The sequence below is a fragment of the Blastococcus sp. SYSU DS0828 genome (assembly GCF_054050975.1).
Window position 1 is genome coordinate 168,195 of record NZ_JBJHAK010000001.1, and the last position, 17,667, is coordinate 185,861.

17 protein-coding genes and 1 pseudogene are annotated in these 17,667 nt (G+C 74.9%); 5 read left to right on the top strand and 13 right to left on the bottom strand.

What is annotated here, in order from left to right:
* Positions 1–657 (bottom strand): TetR/AcrR family transcriptional regulator, encoded by a 657-nt coding sequence (locus ACI79Q_RS00810; protein WP_456587989.1) that lies wholly within the window; start codon positions 655–657, stop codon positions 1–3.
* A gap of 200 nt (positions 658–857) precedes the next feature.
* On the opposite strand from ACI79Q_RS00810, the gene ACI79Q_RS00815 reads away from it, so the two are divergent.
* Complete coding sequence (locus ACI79Q_RS00815) at positions 858–2,156, top strand: D-arabinono-1,4-lactone oxidase (RefSeq protein ID WP_456588024.1); 1,299 nt, start codon at positions 858–860, stop codon at positions 2,154–2,156.
* Between the two features lie 3 nt (positions 2,157–2,159).
* Here ACI79Q_RS00815 and ACI79Q_RS00820 read toward each other — a convergent pair whose 3' ends face one another.
* The 6 genes and pseudogenes from ACI79Q_RS00820 to serA form a co-directional block, all read right to left on the bottom strand.
* Positions 2,160–2,897, bottom strand: a complete 738-nt coding sequence (locus tag ACI79Q_RS00820; protein WP_456599254.1) for an HpcH/HpaI aldolase family protein — start codon at positions 2,895–2,897, stop codon at positions 2,160–2,162.
* Positions 2,898–3,005: 108 nt separating this feature from the next.
* Positions 3,006–3,839, bottom strand: coding sequence for an SMP-30/gluconolactonase/LRE family protein (locus ACI79Q_RS00825; protein WP_456587991.1), 834 nt, complete (start codon positions 3,837–3,839; stop codon positions 3,006–3,008).
* Between the two features lie 31 nt (positions 3,840–3,870).
* Positions 3,871–4,473 (bottom strand): peroxidase-related enzyme, encoded by a 603-nt coding sequence (locus tag ACI79Q_RS00830; RefSeq protein WP_456587992.1) that lies wholly within the window; start codon positions 4,471–4,473, stop codon positions 3,871–3,873.
* 31 nt (positions 4,474–4,504) lie between these two features.
* Positions 4,505–5,029 (bottom strand): annotated as a pseudogene (locus ACI79Q_RS00835) (UGSC family (seleno)protein).
* On the bottom strand, positions 5,026–6,423 hold the full coding sequence (locus ACI79Q_RS00840) for a thioredoxin family protein (protein WP_456587993.1): 1,398 nt from the start codon (positions 6,421–6,423) through the stop codon (positions 5,026–5,028). The pseudogene ACI79Q_RS00835 and the gene ACI79Q_RS00840 overlap by 4 nt, the downstream one beginning before the upstream one ends.
* Positions 6,424–6,469: 46 nt before the next feature.
* Positions 6,470–7,678 (bottom strand): phosphoglycerate dehydrogenase, encoded by a 1,209-nt coding sequence (serA, locus tag ACI79Q_RS00845; RefSeq protein ID WP_456613940.1) that lies wholly within the window; start codon positions 7,676–7,678, stop codon positions 6,470–6,472.
* A 192-nt stretch (positions 7,679–7,870) separates the two neighbouring features.
* Here serA and ACI79Q_RS00850 point away from each other — a divergent pair, with 192 nt between their 5' ends.
* Positions 7,871–8,842 carry a zinc-binding dehydrogenase gene (locus ACI79Q_RS00850; protein ID WP_456613941.1) on the top strand — a complete coding sequence of 324 codons (972 nt, stop codon included), beginning with the start codon at positions 7,871–7,873 and terminating at the stop codon, positions 8,840–8,842.
* 29 nt (positions 8,843–8,871) lie between these two features.
* Here the strand turns inward: ACI79Q_RS00850 and ACI79Q_RS00855 are convergent, their stop codons facing one another.
* A complete protein-coding gene (locus ACI79Q_RS00855) occupies positions 8,872–9,099 on the bottom strand; it encodes a hypothetical protein (protein WP_456595527.1) in 228 nt (75 codons plus the stop codon).
* Positions 9,100–9,324: 225 nt separating this feature from the next.
* Between ACI79Q_RS00855 and ACI79Q_RS00860 the strand changes: the two genes are divergently transcribed.
* Positions 9,325–10,287 (top strand): hypothetical protein, encoded by a 963-nt coding sequence (locus tag ACI79Q_RS00860; RefSeq protein ID WP_456587997.1) that lies wholly within the window; start codon positions 9,325–9,327, stop codon positions 10,285–10,287.
* Between the two features lie 144 nt (positions 10,288–10,431).
* Here the strand turns inward: ACI79Q_RS00860 and ACI79Q_RS00865 are convergent, their stop codons facing one another.
* Positions 10,432–11,211, bottom strand: a complete 780-nt coding sequence (locus ACI79Q_RS00865) for an SDR family NAD(P)-dependent oxidoreductase (RefSeq protein ID WP_456612097.1) — start codon at positions 11,209–11,211, stop codon at positions 10,432–10,434.
* 279 nt (positions 11,212–11,490) lie between these two features.
* Here ACI79Q_RS00865 and ACI79Q_RS00870 point away from each other — a divergent pair, with 279 nt between their 5' ends.
* A complete protein-coding gene (locus ACI79Q_RS00870; protein ID WP_456613942.1) occupies positions 11,491–12,753 on the top strand; it encodes an acyl-CoA dehydrogenase family protein in 1,263 nt (420 codons plus the stop codon).
* Between the two features lie 56 nt (positions 12,754–12,809).
* Here the strand turns inward: ACI79Q_RS00870 and ACI79Q_RS00875 are convergent, their stop codons facing one another.
* A complete protein-coding gene (locus ACI79Q_RS00875) occupies positions 12,810–13,592 on the bottom strand; it encodes a crotonase/enoyl-CoA hydratase family protein (RefSeq protein ID WP_456612096.1) in 783 nt (260 codons plus the stop codon).
* Between the two features lie 80 nt (positions 13,593–13,672).
* Between ACI79Q_RS00875 and ACI79Q_RS00880 the strand changes: the two genes are divergently transcribed.
* The gene (locus ACI79Q_RS00880) at positions 13,673–14,479 is read left to right on the top strand and encodes an enoyl-CoA hydratase/isomerase family protein (RefSeq protein ID WP_456612095.1); all 807 of its coding nucleotides are present in this window, start codon (positions 13,673–13,675) and stop codon (positions 14,477–14,479) included.
* A gap of 47 nt (positions 14,480–14,526) precedes the next feature.
* Here the strand turns inward: ACI79Q_RS00880 and ACI79Q_RS00885 are convergent, their stop codons facing one another.
* From ACI79Q_RS00885 to ACI79Q_RS00895, 3 genes are read right to left on the bottom strand one after another with little or no spacing between them, the layout of a single operon-like run.
* Positions 14,527–15,549, bottom strand: coding sequence for an LLM class F420-dependent oxidoreductase (locus tag ACI79Q_RS00885; protein ID WP_456613943.1), 1,023 nt, complete (start codon positions 15,547–15,549; stop codon positions 14,527–14,529).
* 37 nt (positions 15,550–15,586) lie between these two features.
* Complete coding sequence (locus ACI79Q_RS00890) at positions 15,587–16,744, bottom strand: acyl-CoA dehydrogenase family protein (protein ID WP_456599245.1); 1,158 nt, start codon at positions 16,742–16,744, stop codon at positions 15,587–15,589.
* On the bottom strand, positions 16,741–17,664 hold the full coding sequence (locus ACI79Q_RS00895; RefSeq protein WP_456599244.1) for a crotonase/enoyl-CoA hydratase family protein: 924 nt from the start codon (positions 17,662–17,664) through the stop codon (positions 16,741–16,743). The genes ACI79Q_RS00890 and ACI79Q_RS00895 overlap by 4 nt, the downstream gene beginning before the upstream one ends.
* Between the last annotated feature and the right edge of the window lie 3 nt (positions 17,665–17,667).

Here is a 17,667-nt window from a genome sequence, read left to right on the forward strand (position 1 = left end):
TCAGCCGGGGCGACCGGCCCCGCCGTCCGGCCAGGCGGCGGGCGGCAGGCCGATCGCCCCGGCCCAGAGCCGCGTCAGGACGTCCACGGCGGCGTCCTCGTCCAGGTCCTCCACGGGGTCCTGCCACAGGTGCGCGAACGACTCGACCATCGCGCCGAGGGCGCTGGCCGTGGCCCGCGGCGGAAGGGTGCGGTCGGCCAGCCCCAGCTCCTGCAGCCGAAGCAGACCCTCCATCCCGCGGCGCACGAAGGCCTCGCGGACGTCGACCCGCAGCCGCCGGAACTCCTCACGGGTGTCGGCCAGCGAGTCGAGCACCCGGAGGATGCGGGCGTGCCGGGTGACGGCGCCGAGGTAGAGCCGGTTGGCCGCCTCGATCCGCCCGTACGCGTCGTCCGGCGGCAGCCGCGAGCCGACGGTCGTCGCGGCGAACACGTCCTCGACGACGACGGCCACGATCGCCCGGAGCAGCGACTCCTTCGAGTCGAACCAGGTGTAGAAGGTGCCGTGCGAGACGCCGGCCCGCTCCGCCACCAGGTCGATCCGGACGTCGGCGAACCCGCGCTCCTCGAACAGCTCGCGTCCGGCCTGCAGCAGGGCGGCCCGCGTCCGCCGGCCCCGGTCGGTCACCGGCAGCTGCTCCTGCTCCGCGCCTGGCATGCCACCTCCGAGAGAACCGGGCCGGAGCAGCCTGCCACACCGCGTCCGCGAGCCGGCGCACGCCGCCGACCCCGCCGGGGCGCCCACTAGGCCGTGGCCGTCGTCCACGGGGCGGCCGGAGGGCGCGCGACCCGCGTCGCGCATCATCGACTCCTCCGGCGGGCGGCCGGTCGCCCTCCCCCAGCAGATCGCGAGTGAGCATGCACGAGATGTCGTCCGGTGCCCCGGCGGGTACCGCGGGGCCGGGGACCAACTGGGCCGGGAACGTCTCCTACCGCGCGGCGCGGCTGCACCGGCCGACCAGCCTCGCCGAGCTGCAGGCCGTCGTCGCCGCCGGCCACCGGGTCAAGGCGCTCGGCTCGCGGCACTGCTTCAACGACATCGCCGACACCACCGCCGAGCTGGTGGCCCTCGACGCGCTGCCCGGCGAGGTGACGGTCGAACGGGGCAGCGACGAGGCCGGCGGCGTCGCCTGGATCCCCGGTGGCGCGCGCTACAGCGAGGTGGTGCCCCGCCTGGCCGAGCAGGGTTTCGCGCTGCACAACCTCGCCTCGCTGCCGCACATCACCGTCGTGGGGGCCACGGCCACCGGAACGCACGGGTCGGGCAACCGGAGCGGCTCGCTCAGCACCGCGGTGGCGGGTCTGGAGCTCGTCCGGTCCGACGGCGAGCGAGTGACGCTGGGGGCCGGCCACCCCGACCTCGCCGGCGCCGTCGTCCACCTGGGTGCGCTCGGGGTGGTGACCCGGATCGGCCTGCGCTTCCAGCCGACCTTCCAGGTCCGCACCACCGTCTTCGTCGGGCTGACCTGGGACCGGCTGTTCGCCGACTTCGACGCGGTGGCCGACGCCGCCTACAGCGTCAGCGTGTTCACCGACTGGCACGAGGTGACGCAGGTGTGGGTGAAGGCGCGCACCGACGAGCACGACGTCACGCCGGAGGAGTTCTTCGGCGCCCGGGCCGCGACGGAGCCCACGCACATGCTGCCCGGCACCCCGGTCGAGAACCTGACCGACCAGCTCGGCCTGCCCGGCGAGTGGCACGAACGGCTGCCGCACTTCCGGACCGGCTTCACCCCCAGCAACGGCGACGAGCTGCAGACCGAGTACTTCGTCCCGCGCCGGTACGGGCAGCAGGCCTGCGACGCGCTGCGCTCCCTCGCGCCGCGGATCGCCCCGCTCCTCCAGGTGAGCGAGCTGCGCACCGTGGCGGCGGACGACCTGTGGCTGAGCCCGGCCTACGGCGGGGACGTCCTGGCGCTGCACTTCACCTGGCTGCCCGAGGAGGCGCCCGTGCGCGCCCTGCTGCCGGAGATCGAGGCGGCGCTGCGCCCCTTCGGCGCCCGACCGCACTGGGGGAAGCTCTTCACCACGGGCGCCGACGAGCTCGCCGCGCTGTACCCGCGGATGCCCGCGTTCCGGGAGCTGGTCCGCCGCTTCGATCCGCGTGGCGCCTTCCGCAACGACTTCCTGGACCGGACCGTCGCCGCGTTCGGGTGACGGTCAGCCGGGGCCGGCGTCCCGGGCGACGCCGAGGTGGTGCGCCGCGGCCTCGCCCAGCGAGACGGCGTCCACGGCCACGGTGACCACGGTGGCGCCCTCCGCGGCGAAGCCCGCCGCCTCCTCGCCGCTGCGGGCGTGCACCCCCACGGGAACCCCGGCGGCCCGCGCCCGGGCGATGATCGAGGAGAGGACGGTGCGCAGCTCGGTCCGCCGGTCGGCGCCGGTCAGCTCCAGCGACAACGCGAGGTCGCCGGGGCCCACGTAGAGACCGTCGATGCCCTCCACGCGGAGGACGGCGTCGAGATCGGCGAGCATGGACGCCGCCTCCACCATCACGAACACCAGCGGCTCCTCCGCCCCGCCGGAGAGCCGGCCGACCGACCGTCCCCCGCCCGGCGCGTACCGGCAGGCGGCGACGATCTCGCGGGCGTGCTCGGCGTCACGGACGTTGGGCACGATCACGCCACCGGCGCCGAGATCCAGGGGCCGCCCGACGTCGGGGAACAGGGCGCTGCGGGTGCGGGCCAGCGGCACCGAGCCGGCGGCGGTGACCGCCGCGCAGATCCCCGGGAGCTCGGCCTCGGTCGTCGCCCCGTGCTGCAGGTCGACGACCACGTAGTCGGCGCCGGTCCGCGCGAGCAGCTCACCGGTCACCGCCCCGGGCAGCACGTTCCACAGCCCGTGGCAGGCCCGGCCCTGCGACCACCGCCGTCGCAACCCCGCCGCGCTGCCCGCCATCCGGCCCTCCCTCTCCGCACCCGAACCGGTTCGATCCTGCGCGCACGGCGCGGCGTGCGCGACCGAGCGGCACCGCCCGCGCGAGCAGGGCACGTCCAGCCGCGGCACTCAGCCGGCGCCGACCTCCACCCGGGCGGCCTCGATGCGGCCGGCGCGCGGGCCCGGACGCCAGCTCGGCGCGGTGCACACGAAGAGGGTTCGGCCGTCCTCCCCGCCCAGCGCGCAGGCGTAGGAGAGCGAGCCGCTGCCCACCTCGACCCGGGCGGTCACCTCTCCCCCGTCGCGCACCCGGAGCACCTCCGGCGTACGTGCGGTGGCCACCCACACCTGCCCCTCGGCGTCCAGGCAGATGCCGTCGGGGGCGACCCCCGGAAGCTCGGCGAAGACGCGGCGACCGGAGAGCGCCCCGTCCGGCGCGACGTCGAACGCCGTCAGCCGCGCGCCGTAGGTCTCGGCGACGACGAGGGTGCGGCCGTCGGGGCTGAGCACCATGCCGTTGGGGAAGACGACGTCCGCCGCGGCGACGGAGACCGAGCCGTCGGGGTCGACGCGGACCAGATCGGTCGCCTCGGGGGCGTCGCCGCCCTCGAGGTCGAAGCCGAAGCTGCTGACGTAGGCCCGGCCGGCCGCGTCGACGAGCAGGTCGTTGGCCCGGAACCGGGTCACGGCGGTCAGGTCGGCATGCACCCGGGTGCCGTCCTCCCCCACCCGCAGCAGCGCCCGCCGCACCATGGAGACGACCAGCAGGTCACCCCCGGGCAGCCAGCCCAGCCCCGACGGGCTGTCGTCGAGCTCCAGCGCCACCTCGGGGCCGCCCGCGGCGGGCATCCGGCGCACCACGCGGTCGTGGAAGTCGGAGAACCACAGCCGGCCCGCGTGCCAGCGCGGGGCCTCCGGGAAGCCGAGGTCGTCGGCGAGCACGGACGTCGTCGGAGCGGTCACCGGCGGACCGTAGCGCGCACCCGCCCGAGGGTCAGGTGGACGGTGCCTCGGCGGTCCGCGGCAGCCGGCCCATCAGGAAGAACTCCGGGTTCGGGGTGATCGCCGCGAAGTGCGCCAACCGGTTGGAGAGCGCGAAGAAGGACGTGATCATGCCGACGTCCCAGATGTCGTCCTCGGTGAGCCCGTGCTCGGCGAGACCCGCCAGATCCTCGGCGGTGACCGCCGCCGGGTCGGCCGCCAGGCGGGTGGCCACCGCGAGCACGGCGTGCATGCGCGGGGACAGCGGCGCCTTGCGCCAGTCGACCGCGACGTGGTCGGCGATGTGCGGGTCCTTCGTGCGGATGCGGGCGACGGCGCCGTGCGCGACGACGCAGTACAGGCAGTCGTTGCCGGCGCTGGTGGCCACCACGATCAGCTCCCGGTCGGCCTTCGACAGCCCCGGCGTCTCCTTGTCCATGAGCGCGTCGTGCATGGCGAAGAACGCCCGGGCCTCGTCCGGCCGCCAGGCCAGCGCGGCGAACACGTTGGGCAGGAACCCGGATCGCTCCGCGACCTCCGCGTAGCGCTCGGCGAGGTCGGGGGGCAGCTCGCCGGTGGACCGGAGGGGGAAGCGGCTGATCGGCATCTCGGTCATCGGCCCACCCTGGCAGCGCGGGCGTCCCACGTCACCCGCCGGAGGCCGCGGTGACGGCGGCGAGCACCGCGGGGTACGCCGACTCCGCGGCCGACCGCAGCTCCGCGTCGGTGCGGTCCTGGACCGGATGCGGCACCAGCACGCACGGCGCGGGGAAGCCCAGCGCCGCACCCTGCACCCGGGCGGCCTCGGCGAAGGCCTCGCTGGCGAGGAAGACCCCGACGACGCCGCGGCGCTCGAGGTCGGCGATGTCGTGCACACTGCACGACGTGCACGAGCCCTAATCGGCCAGTGCCTCGATGACCACCTCGCACTGCTCGGCTATCTCGTGCCGCAGGTCCACCGGGGCGGTGCGGGCGAAGGTCGGCTTGCGGTAGCGGCGCACGACCGCCCCGTCAGCGGTGAGCAGCTCGGCCAGGCGATCGAGGACGACGTCGCCGCGCGCCTTGCTGATGTCGAGCAGCCCCACGCGGCGGCCGCGCAGCGAGGCAGGGCGGGGCAGCAGCTCGCGGGCGGCCGCCCGCTGCTCCCCGGTCGGGTCCAGGACGGTCCTCATGCATGCACCTCTCTGGTCACCGGGACGCTCCCGGTCTCCCCGGCCACCCAGCCCCCGATGATCGCGCTGAACAACCCGGCGTCGCCGCCGGCGTGCGCGACCAGCAGACCGCCGGGCCGGAACTTGGGCAGGTCGCCCCCGGCCGGACCGGCGGGTATCCCCTCGGCCATGCCACCGGCACCGCGCACCAGCTCGTCGGCGGGGAGGGTGAGCAGGTCCTCGAGCTCGGCGAGCAGCCGCGCGCGGTCCCAGCCGGCGTCGCGGAACACCCGGCCGTGCTCGGGCGAGACCAGCAGCATCGCGTCGAACGCCATCGGCAGCTTGGGGTGGGCGTTGACCCGCAGGCACGCGGCGAACGTGCGGGCCAGCGACCCGGGATCGCGGCTGAGCTGGTCGACCACCGGCTGCACGCCCGACCCGGCGAAGACGGTGACGGCGTTCCCGGGGACGCCGCGGTCGGCGGCCAGCGGGGTGAACGGGCTGTCGTGCTCGCGCTCGGCGAAGCAGAAGGTGAACTTGCCCGGGTTGCCGAACGTCGCCCGGTCGACCTCACCGGGGCGGCCGCCACCGACGTTGCGGACCACCAGCTGCAGGGCGCGGCCGATGGTGGCGTTGGCGCGATTGCCCTGCCCCAGGGCGTTGACCCCGCTGTTCATGCCGATCCGCGCGGCCACCGGTCCGTTCACCACGACGAGCGGCCCGGAGAAGTACGTCGTCGCGAGCAGCCCGTGCAGGGCGAACTCCGCGGCGGCGGCGGCCTCCAGGGCGGCCAGCACGACCGGCAGGTGCTCGGGCAGGCAGCCGGCCATGACCGCGTTGACCGCCACCTTCTCCACCGTGCACTCGACGAGGTCGGGCGGCACCACGGCCACGACCTCGGCGGGATCGCGGGTGGTGCCGCGCAGCATCCGCAGCACCCGCTCCGGCGTCGGCGGGACGACGGGCAGCCCGTCGGTCCAGCCGCGGTCGAACAGCGCCTCGTGCTCGTCCTCCAGCTCGGCGAGCTCGACCCGCCGGCTCGCCAGCCCGCTGCCGCCGTAGCGGGCCTCCAGCCCGTCGACGCGCGAGGGGTCCACCGAGAGCGAGCCGCAGCCGGGCCGGTGCTCGGGCAGCCCCGCACCGAGTCCCGGGACCCCGGTCAGCTCGACCCACTGCTCGCGGCTCCACCCGACCACCCGGGCGGTCTCGGCGCCGTCGGCCACGCGCAGCAGGGTCGGCACGGTCTCGATGCCCAGCCGGTAGGACAGCTCCAGGCCGGTGTCGTCACCGTCGAACCACCCGGCGTCGTCCTGGCACCAGACGGCGGCGCCGAGCTGCCGCAGCACCGGCTCGACGAGGACGCAGGTGGGGCAGTCGCGCTTCACCACGGCCACGAGACCGTCGGGGAGCCGCACGCCGCGACCGTACCGAGGCGCCGGCCCCCCGGCCAGGCCGCGCGGGTCAGTCCGCCCGGGGGCCGAACCTCGTCAGGCGGACGGTCTCCGGCAGGGCGGCGAGGCCGGCCAGCAGCTCGGCCGGCAGCGGGTCGCTGACGTCGGTGACCGCGTAACCCAGCTCCCCGCGCGTGGCCAGCACCTGGGCGTCCACGTTCAGGCCGTGCTCGCCGACGAGCGCGTCGACCCGCGCCAGGACGCCCGGGACGTTCCGGTGCAGCAGCGCGAAGCGGTCGGCGGAGGTGCTGTGCAGGACGACCGTGGGGAGGTTGACGCTCAGCGTCGTCGTCCCCGTGGCGGTGTAGTCGACGAGCTTGCCGGCCACGAACCGCCCGATGTCGTGCTGGGCCTCCTGCGTCGAGCCGCCGACGTGCGGGGTGAGGATCACGTTGGGCAGGCCGCGCAGCACGGAGGTGAACGCGTCGCCCTGCTCGCGCGGCTCCTCGGGGAAGACGTCGACCGCCGCTCCGGCGATGTGCCCGCTCAGGATGTTCTCGCGCAGCGCCTCGTGGTCGACGACGAACCCGCGGGAGAGGTTGAGGAACAGGCTGCGCGGCCGCATGCGGGCGAACTGCTCGGCGCCGAACATGCCCGCGTTGCCGCCCCGTCCGTCCACGTGCAGCGTGACGGTCTCCGACCGCTCGAGCAGCTCGTCGAGGGTCTCGCAGCGCTGCGCGTTGCCGAGGGCCAGCTTGTCCTCGAGGTCGTAGAAGAGCACCCGCATGCCGAGCGCCTCGGCGAGCACCGAGAGCTGGCTGCCGATGTTGCCGTAACCGACGATGCCCAGCGTCCGCCCGCGGATTTCGTGGCTGCCGGCGGCCGACTTGTCCCAGGTGCCGGCGTGCAGCGCGCGGTCGCGGTCGACCAGCCGCCGGGCCAGGATGATGATCTCGGCGATCGCCATCTCCACCACGCTGCGGGTGTTCGAGAACGGCGCGTTGAACACCGCCACGCCCGCCGCCGCGGCCGCGGTCAGGTCGATCTGGTTGGTGCCGATGCAGAAGGCGCCCAGCGCCGAGAGGCCCGGACGGCTGCGCAGCACCTCGGCGGTCACCTGCGTCTTGGACCGGATACCGAGCACGTCGACCCCGTCGAGCGCGGCGATCAGGTCGGCCTCGTCCAGCGCACCCCGCAACGACTCGACCTCGTAACCGGCGGCACCGAGGATCTCGGTCGCGACCGGGTCGATGTTCTCCAGCAGCAGCGCTCTGGGCACGTCCGGGACCTCCTCGACCGTGGAACCGCCGGCCCGGTGCGCCGACGCGTCGCCGCGCGTGCGCGGCCTGCCCAGTATCCCGGCGGCACCGACCCGGCCTTCGACCGGTGTCCCGCTGCGCTCCGGGCCGGGCGCTGGTTCACTTCCCGGACGGCCGCGCCACGGCGACCGTGGCGACGGGAGGCGACCGGCGTGTGGGCGCAGCGGCTGAGCGGACCGTTCACCTTCGAGCGGGTGGAGGTCACCGCGCCGCGCGCCGAGGACCTGGCGGACGGGCAGGTCCTGCTGGCCACCAGGGCGGGCGGCATCTGCGGCAGCGACCTGCCGTTCTTCAAGGGCGCGCCGTTCCTGCACGCCGCGGACCCGGCGAACCGGACGAGGCGGGCGCCCGGTTTCCCGCTGCACGAGGTCGTCGGCGAGGTCGTCGCCAGCCGGCACGCCGCGCACTCCCCCGGTGACCTGGTCGTCGGCTGGGCGGCCGCCTTCGACGGGATCGCCGAGCTGGTCGTCACCGACGGCGAGGGGCTGGCCGGCTACGACACCGCGCTGGCGCCGACCACGGCCGTGATGCTGCAGCCGCTCGCCTGTGTCCTCTACGCCGCCGAGCAGCTCGGTGACGTGCGGGGGAAGGTGGTCGCCGTCGTCGGCCAGGGGCCCATCGGGCTGCTGTTCAGCCACGTGCTGAAGCAACGCGGCGCCGGTGTCGTCGTCGGGGTCGACCGGGTCGACCGCAGCGCCGCGGCCGACGTCTTCGGCGTCGACGAGACGGTGACCGCCGGCGCGAGCCTGTGGGCGGCGTCCCTCGGCGACGCCGACCGGCCCGCTGTCGTCGTCGAGGCCGTCGGCCACCAGGTGACGACGCTGCAGGACTGCCTGGTCGCCGTCGCACCGGGCGGCGAACTGCTCTACTTCGGCATCCCCGACGACCCGGTCTACCCGCTGGACATGATCACCTTCCTGCGGAAGAACCTGACCCTGCGCGCCGGGGTCACGCTCGAGCGCGCGCGGGTGCTGCGGGACGCGGGCACCTACCTCGCCGCACACCCGGAGCTGCGCGACGTCTACGTCAGCGACGTCCACCCGGTCGACGACGTCCAGGCCGCCTTCGCGGCGGCGATCCAGCCGCGTCCCGGCCAGTACAAGGTCGTGCTCTCCACGGCCTGACCGGGCTCCGCCCGACGCGCTGCGGCGGGTCAGCCGTCCGCGCGCGGTCCGCCCGGCTCCGCACCCGTCCGCGACCGCGCGGCCAGCCAGCGCTGCCACTCGGAGCGGTCGCTCGCCCCCGGTGCGGCCGACAGCGCCACGACGGCGGCGATCGCCAGGACGGCCGCCACCAGCACGACGGTGGCCAGCACCTCCCACTGGAACAGGACGTCGACGGTCATGCTGCCCGGGGCCGGGGCGGAGCTGGACGGTGCCATGCGCCACGGTGTGCCCCGCGCCGGCCGGCCGTGAACGCCCGCGCGGCGCCACTCACCCCACCGGGGGACGTCACGCAGGGCGACGGCCACCGGACGCGACGGCCGGACCGGGTGCGCACCCCACCCCGCCGGGTGACGAGCCCCGTGCTGGACGGGCGCGCCGCCGCTCCGCCGACCTAGCGTCAGCGCGATGGTCGCCGGAACAGCACAGGAGAAGGCAGCGGCATGAGCACTGCGACGCAGGACCAGAGCGCTGTCGAGGTCATCGGCAGCGCACCGCCGGCCGAGCGCACGCCGCCGAACGTCTCCGGGGACCTGCCCACCATCTTCCGGGCCGCGCCGATGTTCGGCCGGGCGCTGGCCGGTTACGACCGGTTCCAGGTCGACACCTACGTCCAGTGGGCGGAGGACGAACTCGCCACGGCGGACCGGGAGCGGGAGCACCTGCTCGCCCGCTGCCTGCAGACCCAGGCCGCGCTCGACGACGCGCGCCAGCTGCTCGACCACTCCGCCGGTGGCGGCGAGTTCCTGCGGCTGTCGGACCGCATCGGGTCGATGCTCGCCGCGGCGGCCGACCAGGCCGAGGGCATCACGGCCGAGGCGGAGGCCCTCCGCGCCACGGCCCGCAGGCAGGCCGACGAGCTCACGGCCCGCGCCGAGGCCGAGCTGGCGGATGCCCGGGCGCGGGCCGGCGAGACGATCGCCGACGCCGCCACGCGGGCCCAGGCGATGGTCGCGGCGGCGCAGCGGGTGGTCGACGACGCCGAACAGGCCCGCCGTGACGCCGCGGCCGAGGCGGAGGCCCGCGCGGCGGCCGCGCGCGCCGTGGAGCAGCGCGCCGCCGACCAAGCCGCTCGTCTCGGGGAGCAGGCCGCGGCCGATGTGGCCCACCTCCGCGTGCAGGGCAGGGACGAGGTCGTCCGGATGCTGGCGACCGCCCGGGCGGAACGCCGGCGCGCGGACGACGAGGCGGCGGCGCTCCGGGACCGCCTGGATGCGCAGGCCGCGGAGCGCCGGGCCGCGCTGCTGGCCGACGTGACCGAGCTCGAGCGCCGGCGGTCCGACCTCGAGACGGAGCTCCGGCGCACGGCCGGCTCGATCGCCCTCCCGACGGAGCGCCCGGAGGCCACGGCGCCCGGCCGGTTCCTCGGCCGGCTGCGCCGCGCCCGGCCACCGCGGGGTCGCTGAGCGCACTGGGCGCCGCTCCGGGACGGCGCCCGGCCCGGATCGGCCCCGCACCGCCCCCGGCGCGCACCTGCTGACCGGGCCGGCTGGTCGTGCTGGTCGGCACGGCCTCGACCGCCCCGCGACCGGAGCATCGGGAGCCGGTGCTCAGAAGACGCTGTAGCCGCCGTCGATCACCACGGTGCTGCCGGTCTGGTAGGCCGATGCGTCGCCGGCCAGGTAGACGGCGACGCCGGCGAAGTCGTCCGGCTCGCCCCAGCGGCCGGCGGGGACGCGGGAGATCACCCGGTCGGTGACGGTCGACGACGTCTGCGCGGCGGCGGTCATGTCCGTGGCGATCCACCCCGGGAGGACGGCGTTGACCCGGATGCCGTGGCGGGCCAGCTCGACGGCCGAGGACCGGACCAGCCCGGTGAGGCCGGCCTTGGCCATGCCGTAGGCGTGGTTGCGCCCGGCGCCCTCGATCGCCGCGAGGCTCGCCACGGCGATGATCGATCCGCCCGGGCGCCCCTGCCTGCCGCGCTCCAGCATCACCCGGGCGGCCTCCCGGACGGTCCAGAAGGCGCCGTCGAGGTTGGTCGCCATCGTCGCCCGGTAGTCCTCGGTGGACGCCTGGACCAGCGGGGCGAGCGGCAACCCGACACCGGCGTTGACCACGACGACGTCGAGCCCGCCGAGGAGGTCCGCCGCCGCGCGCATCCCGCGGGCGACGGCGGCCTCGTCGGACACGTCCACCTGCTGCGCGTGCGCGTCGGCGCCGGTGCCGCGGAGCGCGTCGGCGGCCGCACGGACGCGTTGTCCGTTGCGCCCCCACAGGGTCACGGCCGCGCCGGCGCCGGCCAGCGCCCTGGCCATGCCCAGCCCGATGCCGGAGCCGCCGCCGGTGACCAGCGCGGCCCGCCCGGTCAGGTCGAACAGCCCGCTCACCGCGTGCTCCCGGCGGCCGGTGCGGAGGCGGCTCCGGCCCGCCGGCTCAGCGCGGCGGAGGGCGCGAGGAGATCGATCGCGAGGTCGGGATGACGGTGCACCAGCTCTCCCGGTGGTGGTCGGTCCGCCGCGGCGGACCAGGTGGCGATGACGGAGCAGTCCCGGACGCGTCCGGTGGCCGGCCCCCCGGCGGCCCCTCGGATCCGCGGCGCCGCAGACCCTGGACGCCCCGCCCGGAGGGCCCTAACCTAGCGCTCACTAAAACACACGCTAGGACGGATGACCATGGACTTCGTGCTCCCCGACCGATTGCAGCGCTTCCTGGACGAGCTCGACGCGTTCATCGACAAGGAGATCCTCCCGCTGGAGGAGGAGAACCAGCAGTACTTCGACCACCGGCGGGAGTGGGCCCGCACCGACTGGGAGGCCGGGGGCACCCCCCGACGGGAGTGGGAGGAGCTGCTCGCCGAGATGAAACGCCGGGCCGACGCGGCCGGCTTCTTCCGGTACGCCCTGCCTGCGGAGCTCGGCGGACGGGGCGCGACGAACCTGGAGATGGCCGTCGTCCGCGAGCACCTGGCCCACCGCGGCCTGGGCCTGCACAACGACCTGCAGAACGAGTCCTCGGTCGTCGCGAACCTCCCGTTCGTGATGATCGTCCACGAGTTCGGCACGCAGGAGCAGAAGGACGACCTGATCGAGGGCATGATCACCGGCACCCGGGGGGTGGCCTTCGCCCTCACCGAGCCGGACCACGGCAGCGACGCCACGTGGATGGAGACCCGCGCCGTGCGGGACGGCGACTCGTGGGTGATCAACGGTCGCAAGCGCTGGAACTCCGGGGTGCACAGCGCGACGCACGACGTCGTCTTCGCCCGCACCAGCGGGAAGGACGGCGACGCCCGCGGCATCACCGCCTTCGTGGTGCCGATGGGCACGCCCGGCCTGGAGGTCACCAGCTACGACTGGACCTTCAACATGCCGACCGATCACGCGAACGTCTCGCTGCGCGACGTCCGCGTGCCGGCGAGCACCATTCTCGGGGCCGAGGACGAGGGGCTCACCATCGCCCAGCACTTCCTGCACGAGAACCGGATCCGCCAGGCCGCCTCCAGCCTGGGCGCCGCCCAGTTCTGCATCGACCGGTCCGTCGCCCGCGCCCGGGAGCGCGTCACGTTCGGCGAGCCGCTGTCCCGCCGCCAGGCGATCCAGTGGCCGCTCGTCGAGCTGCACACCGAGGCGGAGATGGTCCGGGGGCTGGTGCGCAAGGCGGCCTGGACCCTCGACGAGGCCGGCGATCCGACGGACGTGAGCGAGTACGTCTCCATGGCGAACTACCGGGCCAACCGCCTGGTCTGCGACGCGGCCGACCGGGCCATGCAGATCCACGGCGGCGAGGGCTACTCGCGCAACCAGCCCTTCGAGCACATCTACCGGCACCACCGGCGCTACCGGATCACCGAGGGCGCGGAGGAGATCCAGATCCGCAAGGTCGCCGGCACGCTCTTCGGCTTCGCCGGGCGGCGCCGGCACCAGGCCTGAGACCGCATCGGCCGGCGGCTGCCCTCGGGCGGCCGCCGGCCGATGCGGGCACCAGGTCAGCGGGCGAGACGGCGGCGGACGGCGGCCACCTGCTCCTCGGAACCGATGAGGGCGCGGATGACGTCCTGCTCGGCCTGCAGCCCCTCCTCGAGGGGCACCCGGCCGGCGAGGTCGACCAGCCGCTTCACGCCGCGGGGGGCGTTGCGGCCGTGCCCCGCGATCTCCTCGGCCAGCGCCCGGGCGGCGCCCAGCGGGTCGTCGGCCTGCCGCGTGGCCAGACCGATCCGCACCGCCTCCGCGCCGTCCACCTTGCGCCCCGTGAGGGCCAGTTCCTTCGCGACGTCCCGGCCGACCAGCTCGGGCAGCAGCTGGGTCCCCATCATGTCGGGGACCAGCCCCCACTGGATCTCCATCACCGACAGCTGGGTGTCGGGGGCGACGATCCGGATGTCGGCGCCGAGGGCGACCTGCAGCCCTCCCCCGAAGGCCACGCCGTGCACCGCCGCGACGACCGGGGCCGGGACCAGCGACCAGACGTGCACCGCCTGCTGAGCCAGCGCTCGTGCGGCGCCCAGCTGCGGGCGGTCGGCCACCACGTCCCCGCGCGCGCCGTCCCGCATCGCCGCGAACTGCGCGAAGTCCAGGCCGGCGCAGAACGCGCGGCCCGCGCCGGCGAGCACCACGGCGCCGACGTCGTCCCGCTCGATGAGCGCGGTCCCGGCGTCGACCAGCGCCTCGAACATCGCCGGATCGAGTGCGTTCAGCTTGTCGGGGCGGTCGAGGGTCACCGACGCGACCCCGTCGACGACCGTGGTGGTCACCCGCTGCTGCTCACCCATGGCGATTTCCTCCCAGGACCCTGGTTCCGCTGGCCCACCCACCCTAGGCTGGTAGTGATCGATCGTTAAGGGAGTGCGCCATGGCCCTCGTCCGGCTGACGACACCCGTTCCCGGGGTCACCACCGTCACCCTCGACCGCCCCGACCGGCTCAACACGATGAGCGCCGAGCTGGTGGCCGAGCTCGGCGCCGCCCTGACCTCGATCGCCGCGGACCGCGAGTGCCGCGTCGTCGTGCTGACCGGCGCCGGGCGGGCGTTCTGCGCCGGCCTGGACCTGCACGGCTACGACGGGGACGACCAGCGGGTCGAGCGCGACGGCACCGTGCTGGCGGCGCTGGACCGGCAGCGGGAGATCGCCCGGCTCGCCGAGCAGCTGCACCGGCTCCCGCAGCCGGTGATCGCCGCGGTCAACGGCCCGGCGGCCGGTGGCGGTCTGGCGCTCGTCTGCGCCTCCGACATCCGCATCGCCGCCCGATCGGCCGTCTTCGCCGTCGGCTTCATCCGCGCCGGGTACTCCGCGTGCGACATCGGGGTGTCGTGGCTGCTCCCCCGCATCGTCGGGGCGGGCCGCGCGCACGAGCTGATGCTCACCGGGCGCCGGTTCACCGCCGAGGAGGCGCGGACGATGGGCCTGGTGGTCGACGTCGTGGCCGACGACCAGCTGGTCGACCGCGCGCTGGCCACGGCGCAGGAGATCCTGCGCAACCCGCCGGCGTCCGTGGAGCTCACCAAGCAGGGCATGTGGATCGCCCTGGAGACGGCGTCGTTCGCCGCGGCGATCGAGTTCGAGAACCGGCAGCAGGTCATCACCGCGCTCACCGCGGACGCGCGCGAGGCGACGGCCGCGTTCGTCGAGAAGCGGTCCCCGGTCTACACGCGGCGCTGAGCACCCGCCGGCCGGCCCGGCGGCGGTTCCCCCCGCCGCCGGGCGGCTCAGCCGGCGATCTCGGCCATGGTGCGCAGGGTCCGGGCCGATCCGCTGACGAGCATCGTGGTCACCAGGGACTCCTCCCAGGCGGCGAGGTCGTCGGCGATCTTCTCCCGGGGGCCGACCAGGGCCACCTTCTCCACCATCGCCAACGGCACGGCGGCGACCGCCTCGTCCTTGCGTCCGTCGAGGTAGAGGTCCTGGATGCGGGCGCACTCGGCCTCGAAGCCCATGCGGGCGAGCACCTCGTAGTGGAAGTTGACGCCACGCGCGCCCATCCCCCCGATGTAGAGCGCGAGCATCGGGCGCACCCGGTCGGCGGCGGCCTCGACGTCGTCGTCGATCTCGACGCCGACCATGCACGGGACGCGGAAGTCGTCCGGGGTGCGACGGGCGCCCGGCCGGGCGAACCCCTCCGCCAGCGACGCGCGGTAGTGGGCGTCGTCGTGCGGCGAGTAGAACAGCGGGATCCACCCGTCGGCTATCTCCGCCGCCAGCGCGACGTTCTTCGGCCCCTCCGCGGCGAGCAGCACCGGGATGTCGCTGCGGACCGGGTGGACGGTCGAGCGCAGCGGCTTGCCGAGGCCCGTGCCCCCGGCATGGGGAACGGTGTAGTGCTCCCCCTCGAACCGGACCACGTCCCGCCGCATCACCCGGCGCAGGATCTCGACGTACTCGCGGGTCCGCGCGAGGGGCTTGGGGTACGGCTGGCCGTACCACCCCTCGACCACCTGCGGCCCCGAGACGCCGAGGCCCAGCACGAAGCGTCCGCCGCTGAGGTGGTCCAGCGTCATCGCCGCCATCGCCGTCGCGGCCGGGGTGCGCGCCGACAACTGCACCACCGCCGTCCCCAGCTCCAGCCGCGCCGTGCGGTTGCCGAGCCAGGCCAGCGGCGTCAGGGCGTCCGAGCCGTAGGCCTCGGCCGTCCAGACGGACTCGAAGCCCAGCTCCTCGGCGAGCGCGACCTGCTCCGCCTGCCCCTCCGGCTGCCGCGCACCCCAGTAACCCAGGGCCAGTCCGAGCTTCACGCGTGTCCTCCCGGCCGACCGGGCCGGCCCGCGGCGCTCACTTCCGGCCCACCAGGTCGCGGCCGATGATCTGGCGCATGATCTCGTTCGTGCCGCCGAAGATGCGCTGCACCCGGGCGTCCTGGAAGGCCCGCGCCACCGGGTACTCGAGCATGTAGCCGTAACCGCCGTGCAGCTGCAGGCACCGGTCGATCACCCGGTTCTGCACCTCGCTCCCCCAGAGCTTGGCCCGGGCGGCGTCCACCGCGCCGAGCTCGCCGTCGTTGTACGCCAGCACCGCCCGGTCGACGTAGACCTGGGTGACGTCGACCTCGGTCGAGACGTCGGCCAGTTCGAAGCGGGTGTTCTGGAAGTCTGCGACGGGCTGCCCGAAGGCCGTCCGCTGCTGGGTGTAGTCCAGCGTCGCGGCCAGCGTGGCCCCGGCGACGGCCACCGCGTGGGCGGCGATGGAGAGGCGCTCCAGCGGCAGGTGGGACATGAGCTGGCGGAACCCGCCGCCTTCGGCGCCCAGCAGGTTCTCGTCGGGCACGAAGACGTCCTCGAAGAACAGCTCGGCGGTGTCCTGCGCCTGAAGCCCGACCTTCTTGAGCTTGCGGCCCCGGGTGAATCCGGCCATGCCCCGCTCCACCACCAGGAGGCTGAAGCCACCGGGCCCGCCGGCGGGATCGGTGCGCGCCACGGTGATGACCAGGTCGGACTGGATGCCGTTCGTGATGAACGTCTTCGCACCGTTCACCACCCAGCCGCCCTCGACCTTGCGGGCGGAGGTGCGGATGCCCTGCAGATCGCTGCCGGTGCCCGGCTCGGTCATGGCGATCGCGCCGATGATCTCGCCGGCGCACATCCGGGGCAGCCAGCGCCGCTGCTGCTCCTCGGTGCCCAGGGAGACGATGTAGGGGATCGCGATGTCGTCCTGCAGGGAGAACCCGGAGGCCACCGACGCGGCGAAGACCTTGGCCAGCTCCTCGAGGACGACGAAGCGGTAGCGGTAGTCGCCCGCCATCCCGGCGCCCCCGTGCTCGGCCGGCGCCGACAGCCCGATGACGCCCTGCTCACCGGCCTTGAGCCAGACCTCGCGGTCGATGAGCCGCTCGTCGTCCCACCGCTCGAGGTGGGGCGCCACCTCGCGGGCCACGAACTCGGCGACCACGCCGCGGAAGTCCTCGTGGTCGGTCGTGTACAGGGTGCGCTTCACCGTGCCTCCCGATCGCTGGTCAGCGGCTCGCGGTACTCCGGGGCGGGCAGCCCCGCGAAGACGTCGGGCAGGTCCCGCGACACCACGCCGGGGAACCGCGCCGGCCGTTTCTCCAGGAAGGCGGCGATGCCCTCCCGGGCGTCGTCGCTGGTGCCCCGGACGTTCAGGGCGTGCGTCTCCACCTCGTGCGCGACGACGGGGTGCTGCGCGCCGAGCATCCGCCACAGCATCTGCCGGGCGAGGGCCACCGAGACCGCCGCGGTGTTGTCGGCGATCTCCGCGGCGAGCGCGTAGGCGACCTCCAGCAGCTCCGCCCGCGGGTGCAGGCTGCGGACGAGCCCCGCGGCGCGGGCCTCCGCCGCCGGGAACACGCGGCCGGTCAGCACCCACTCGAGCGCCGTCTGCAGCGGGACCACGCGCGGGAGGAACCACGAGGAGCACGACTCCGGGACCAGCCCGCGTCGGTTGAAGACGAAGCCCATCCGGGCGTCCTCGGCGGCGATGCGCACGTCGGCGGCGAGCGTCATCGTGATGCCGACGCCCACCGCCGGCCCGTTGATCGCCGCGATGATCGGCTTGTGCAGCTCGTACATGCGCAGCACCACCCGGCCACCGCCGTCGCGGCGCATCCGCGGCCCCTCGCCGTCCTCGTCGGTCCGCCAGCCGTCGAACGCGGCCGTGCTCGCCGAGAGGTCCATGCCGGCGCAGAAGGCACGCCCTGCCCCGGTGAGGACGACGGCGCGCACGGCGTCGTCGGCGTCGCAGCGGTCCAGGGCCTCGAGCAGCTCGACCTCCATCCGGTCGGTGAAGGCGTTGAGCGAGTCCGGGCGCTGGAGCGTGATCGTCGCGATCCCGTCGACCACCTCCAGCGAGATGTCCTGCAGATCCGGTTCGCCGTGGGCGACGGTCGCAGCGGGCACGGG

Excerpts from the sequence above, each read along its gene's own strand:
- ACI79Q_RS00860 (WP_456587997.1), top strand. The coding sequence starts at position 9,325 with ATGAGCACTGCGACGCAGGACCAGAGCGCTGTCGAGGTCATCGGCAGC.
- ACI79Q_RS00880 (WP_456612095.1), top strand. The coding sequence starts at position 13,673 with ATGGCCCTCGTCCGGCTGACGACACCCGTTCCCGGGGTCACCACCGTC.
- ACI79Q_RS00810 (WP_456587989.1), bottom strand. The coding sequence starts at position 657 with ATGCCAGGCGCGGAGCAGGAGCAGCTGCCGGTGACCGACCGGGGCCGG.
- ACI79Q_RS00875 (WP_456612096.1), bottom strand. The coding sequence starts at position 13,592 with ATGGGTGAGCAGCAGCGGGTGACCACCACGGTCGTCGACGGGGTCGCG.
- ACI79Q_RS00815 (WP_456588024.1), top strand. The coding sequence starts at position 858 with ATGCACGAGATGTCGTCCGGTGCCCCGGCGGGTACCGCGGGGCCGGGG.
- ACI79Q_RS00820 (WP_456599254.1), bottom strand. The coding sequence starts at position 2,897 with ATGGCGGGCAGCGCGGCGGGGTTGCGACGGCGGTGGTCGCAGGGCCGG.
- ACI79Q_RS00830 (WP_456587992.1), bottom strand. The coding sequence starts at position 4,473 with ATGACCGAGATGCCGATCAGCCGCTTCCCCCTCCGGTCCACCGGCGAG.
- ACI79Q_RS00855 (WP_456595527.1), bottom strand. The coding sequence starts at position 9,099 with ATGGCACCGTCCAGCTCCGCCCCGGCCCCGGGCAGCATGACCGTCGAC.
- ACI79Q_RS00870 (WP_456613942.1), top strand. The coding sequence starts at position 11,491 with ATGACCATGGACTTCGTGCTCCCCGACCGATTGCAGCGCTTCCTGGAC.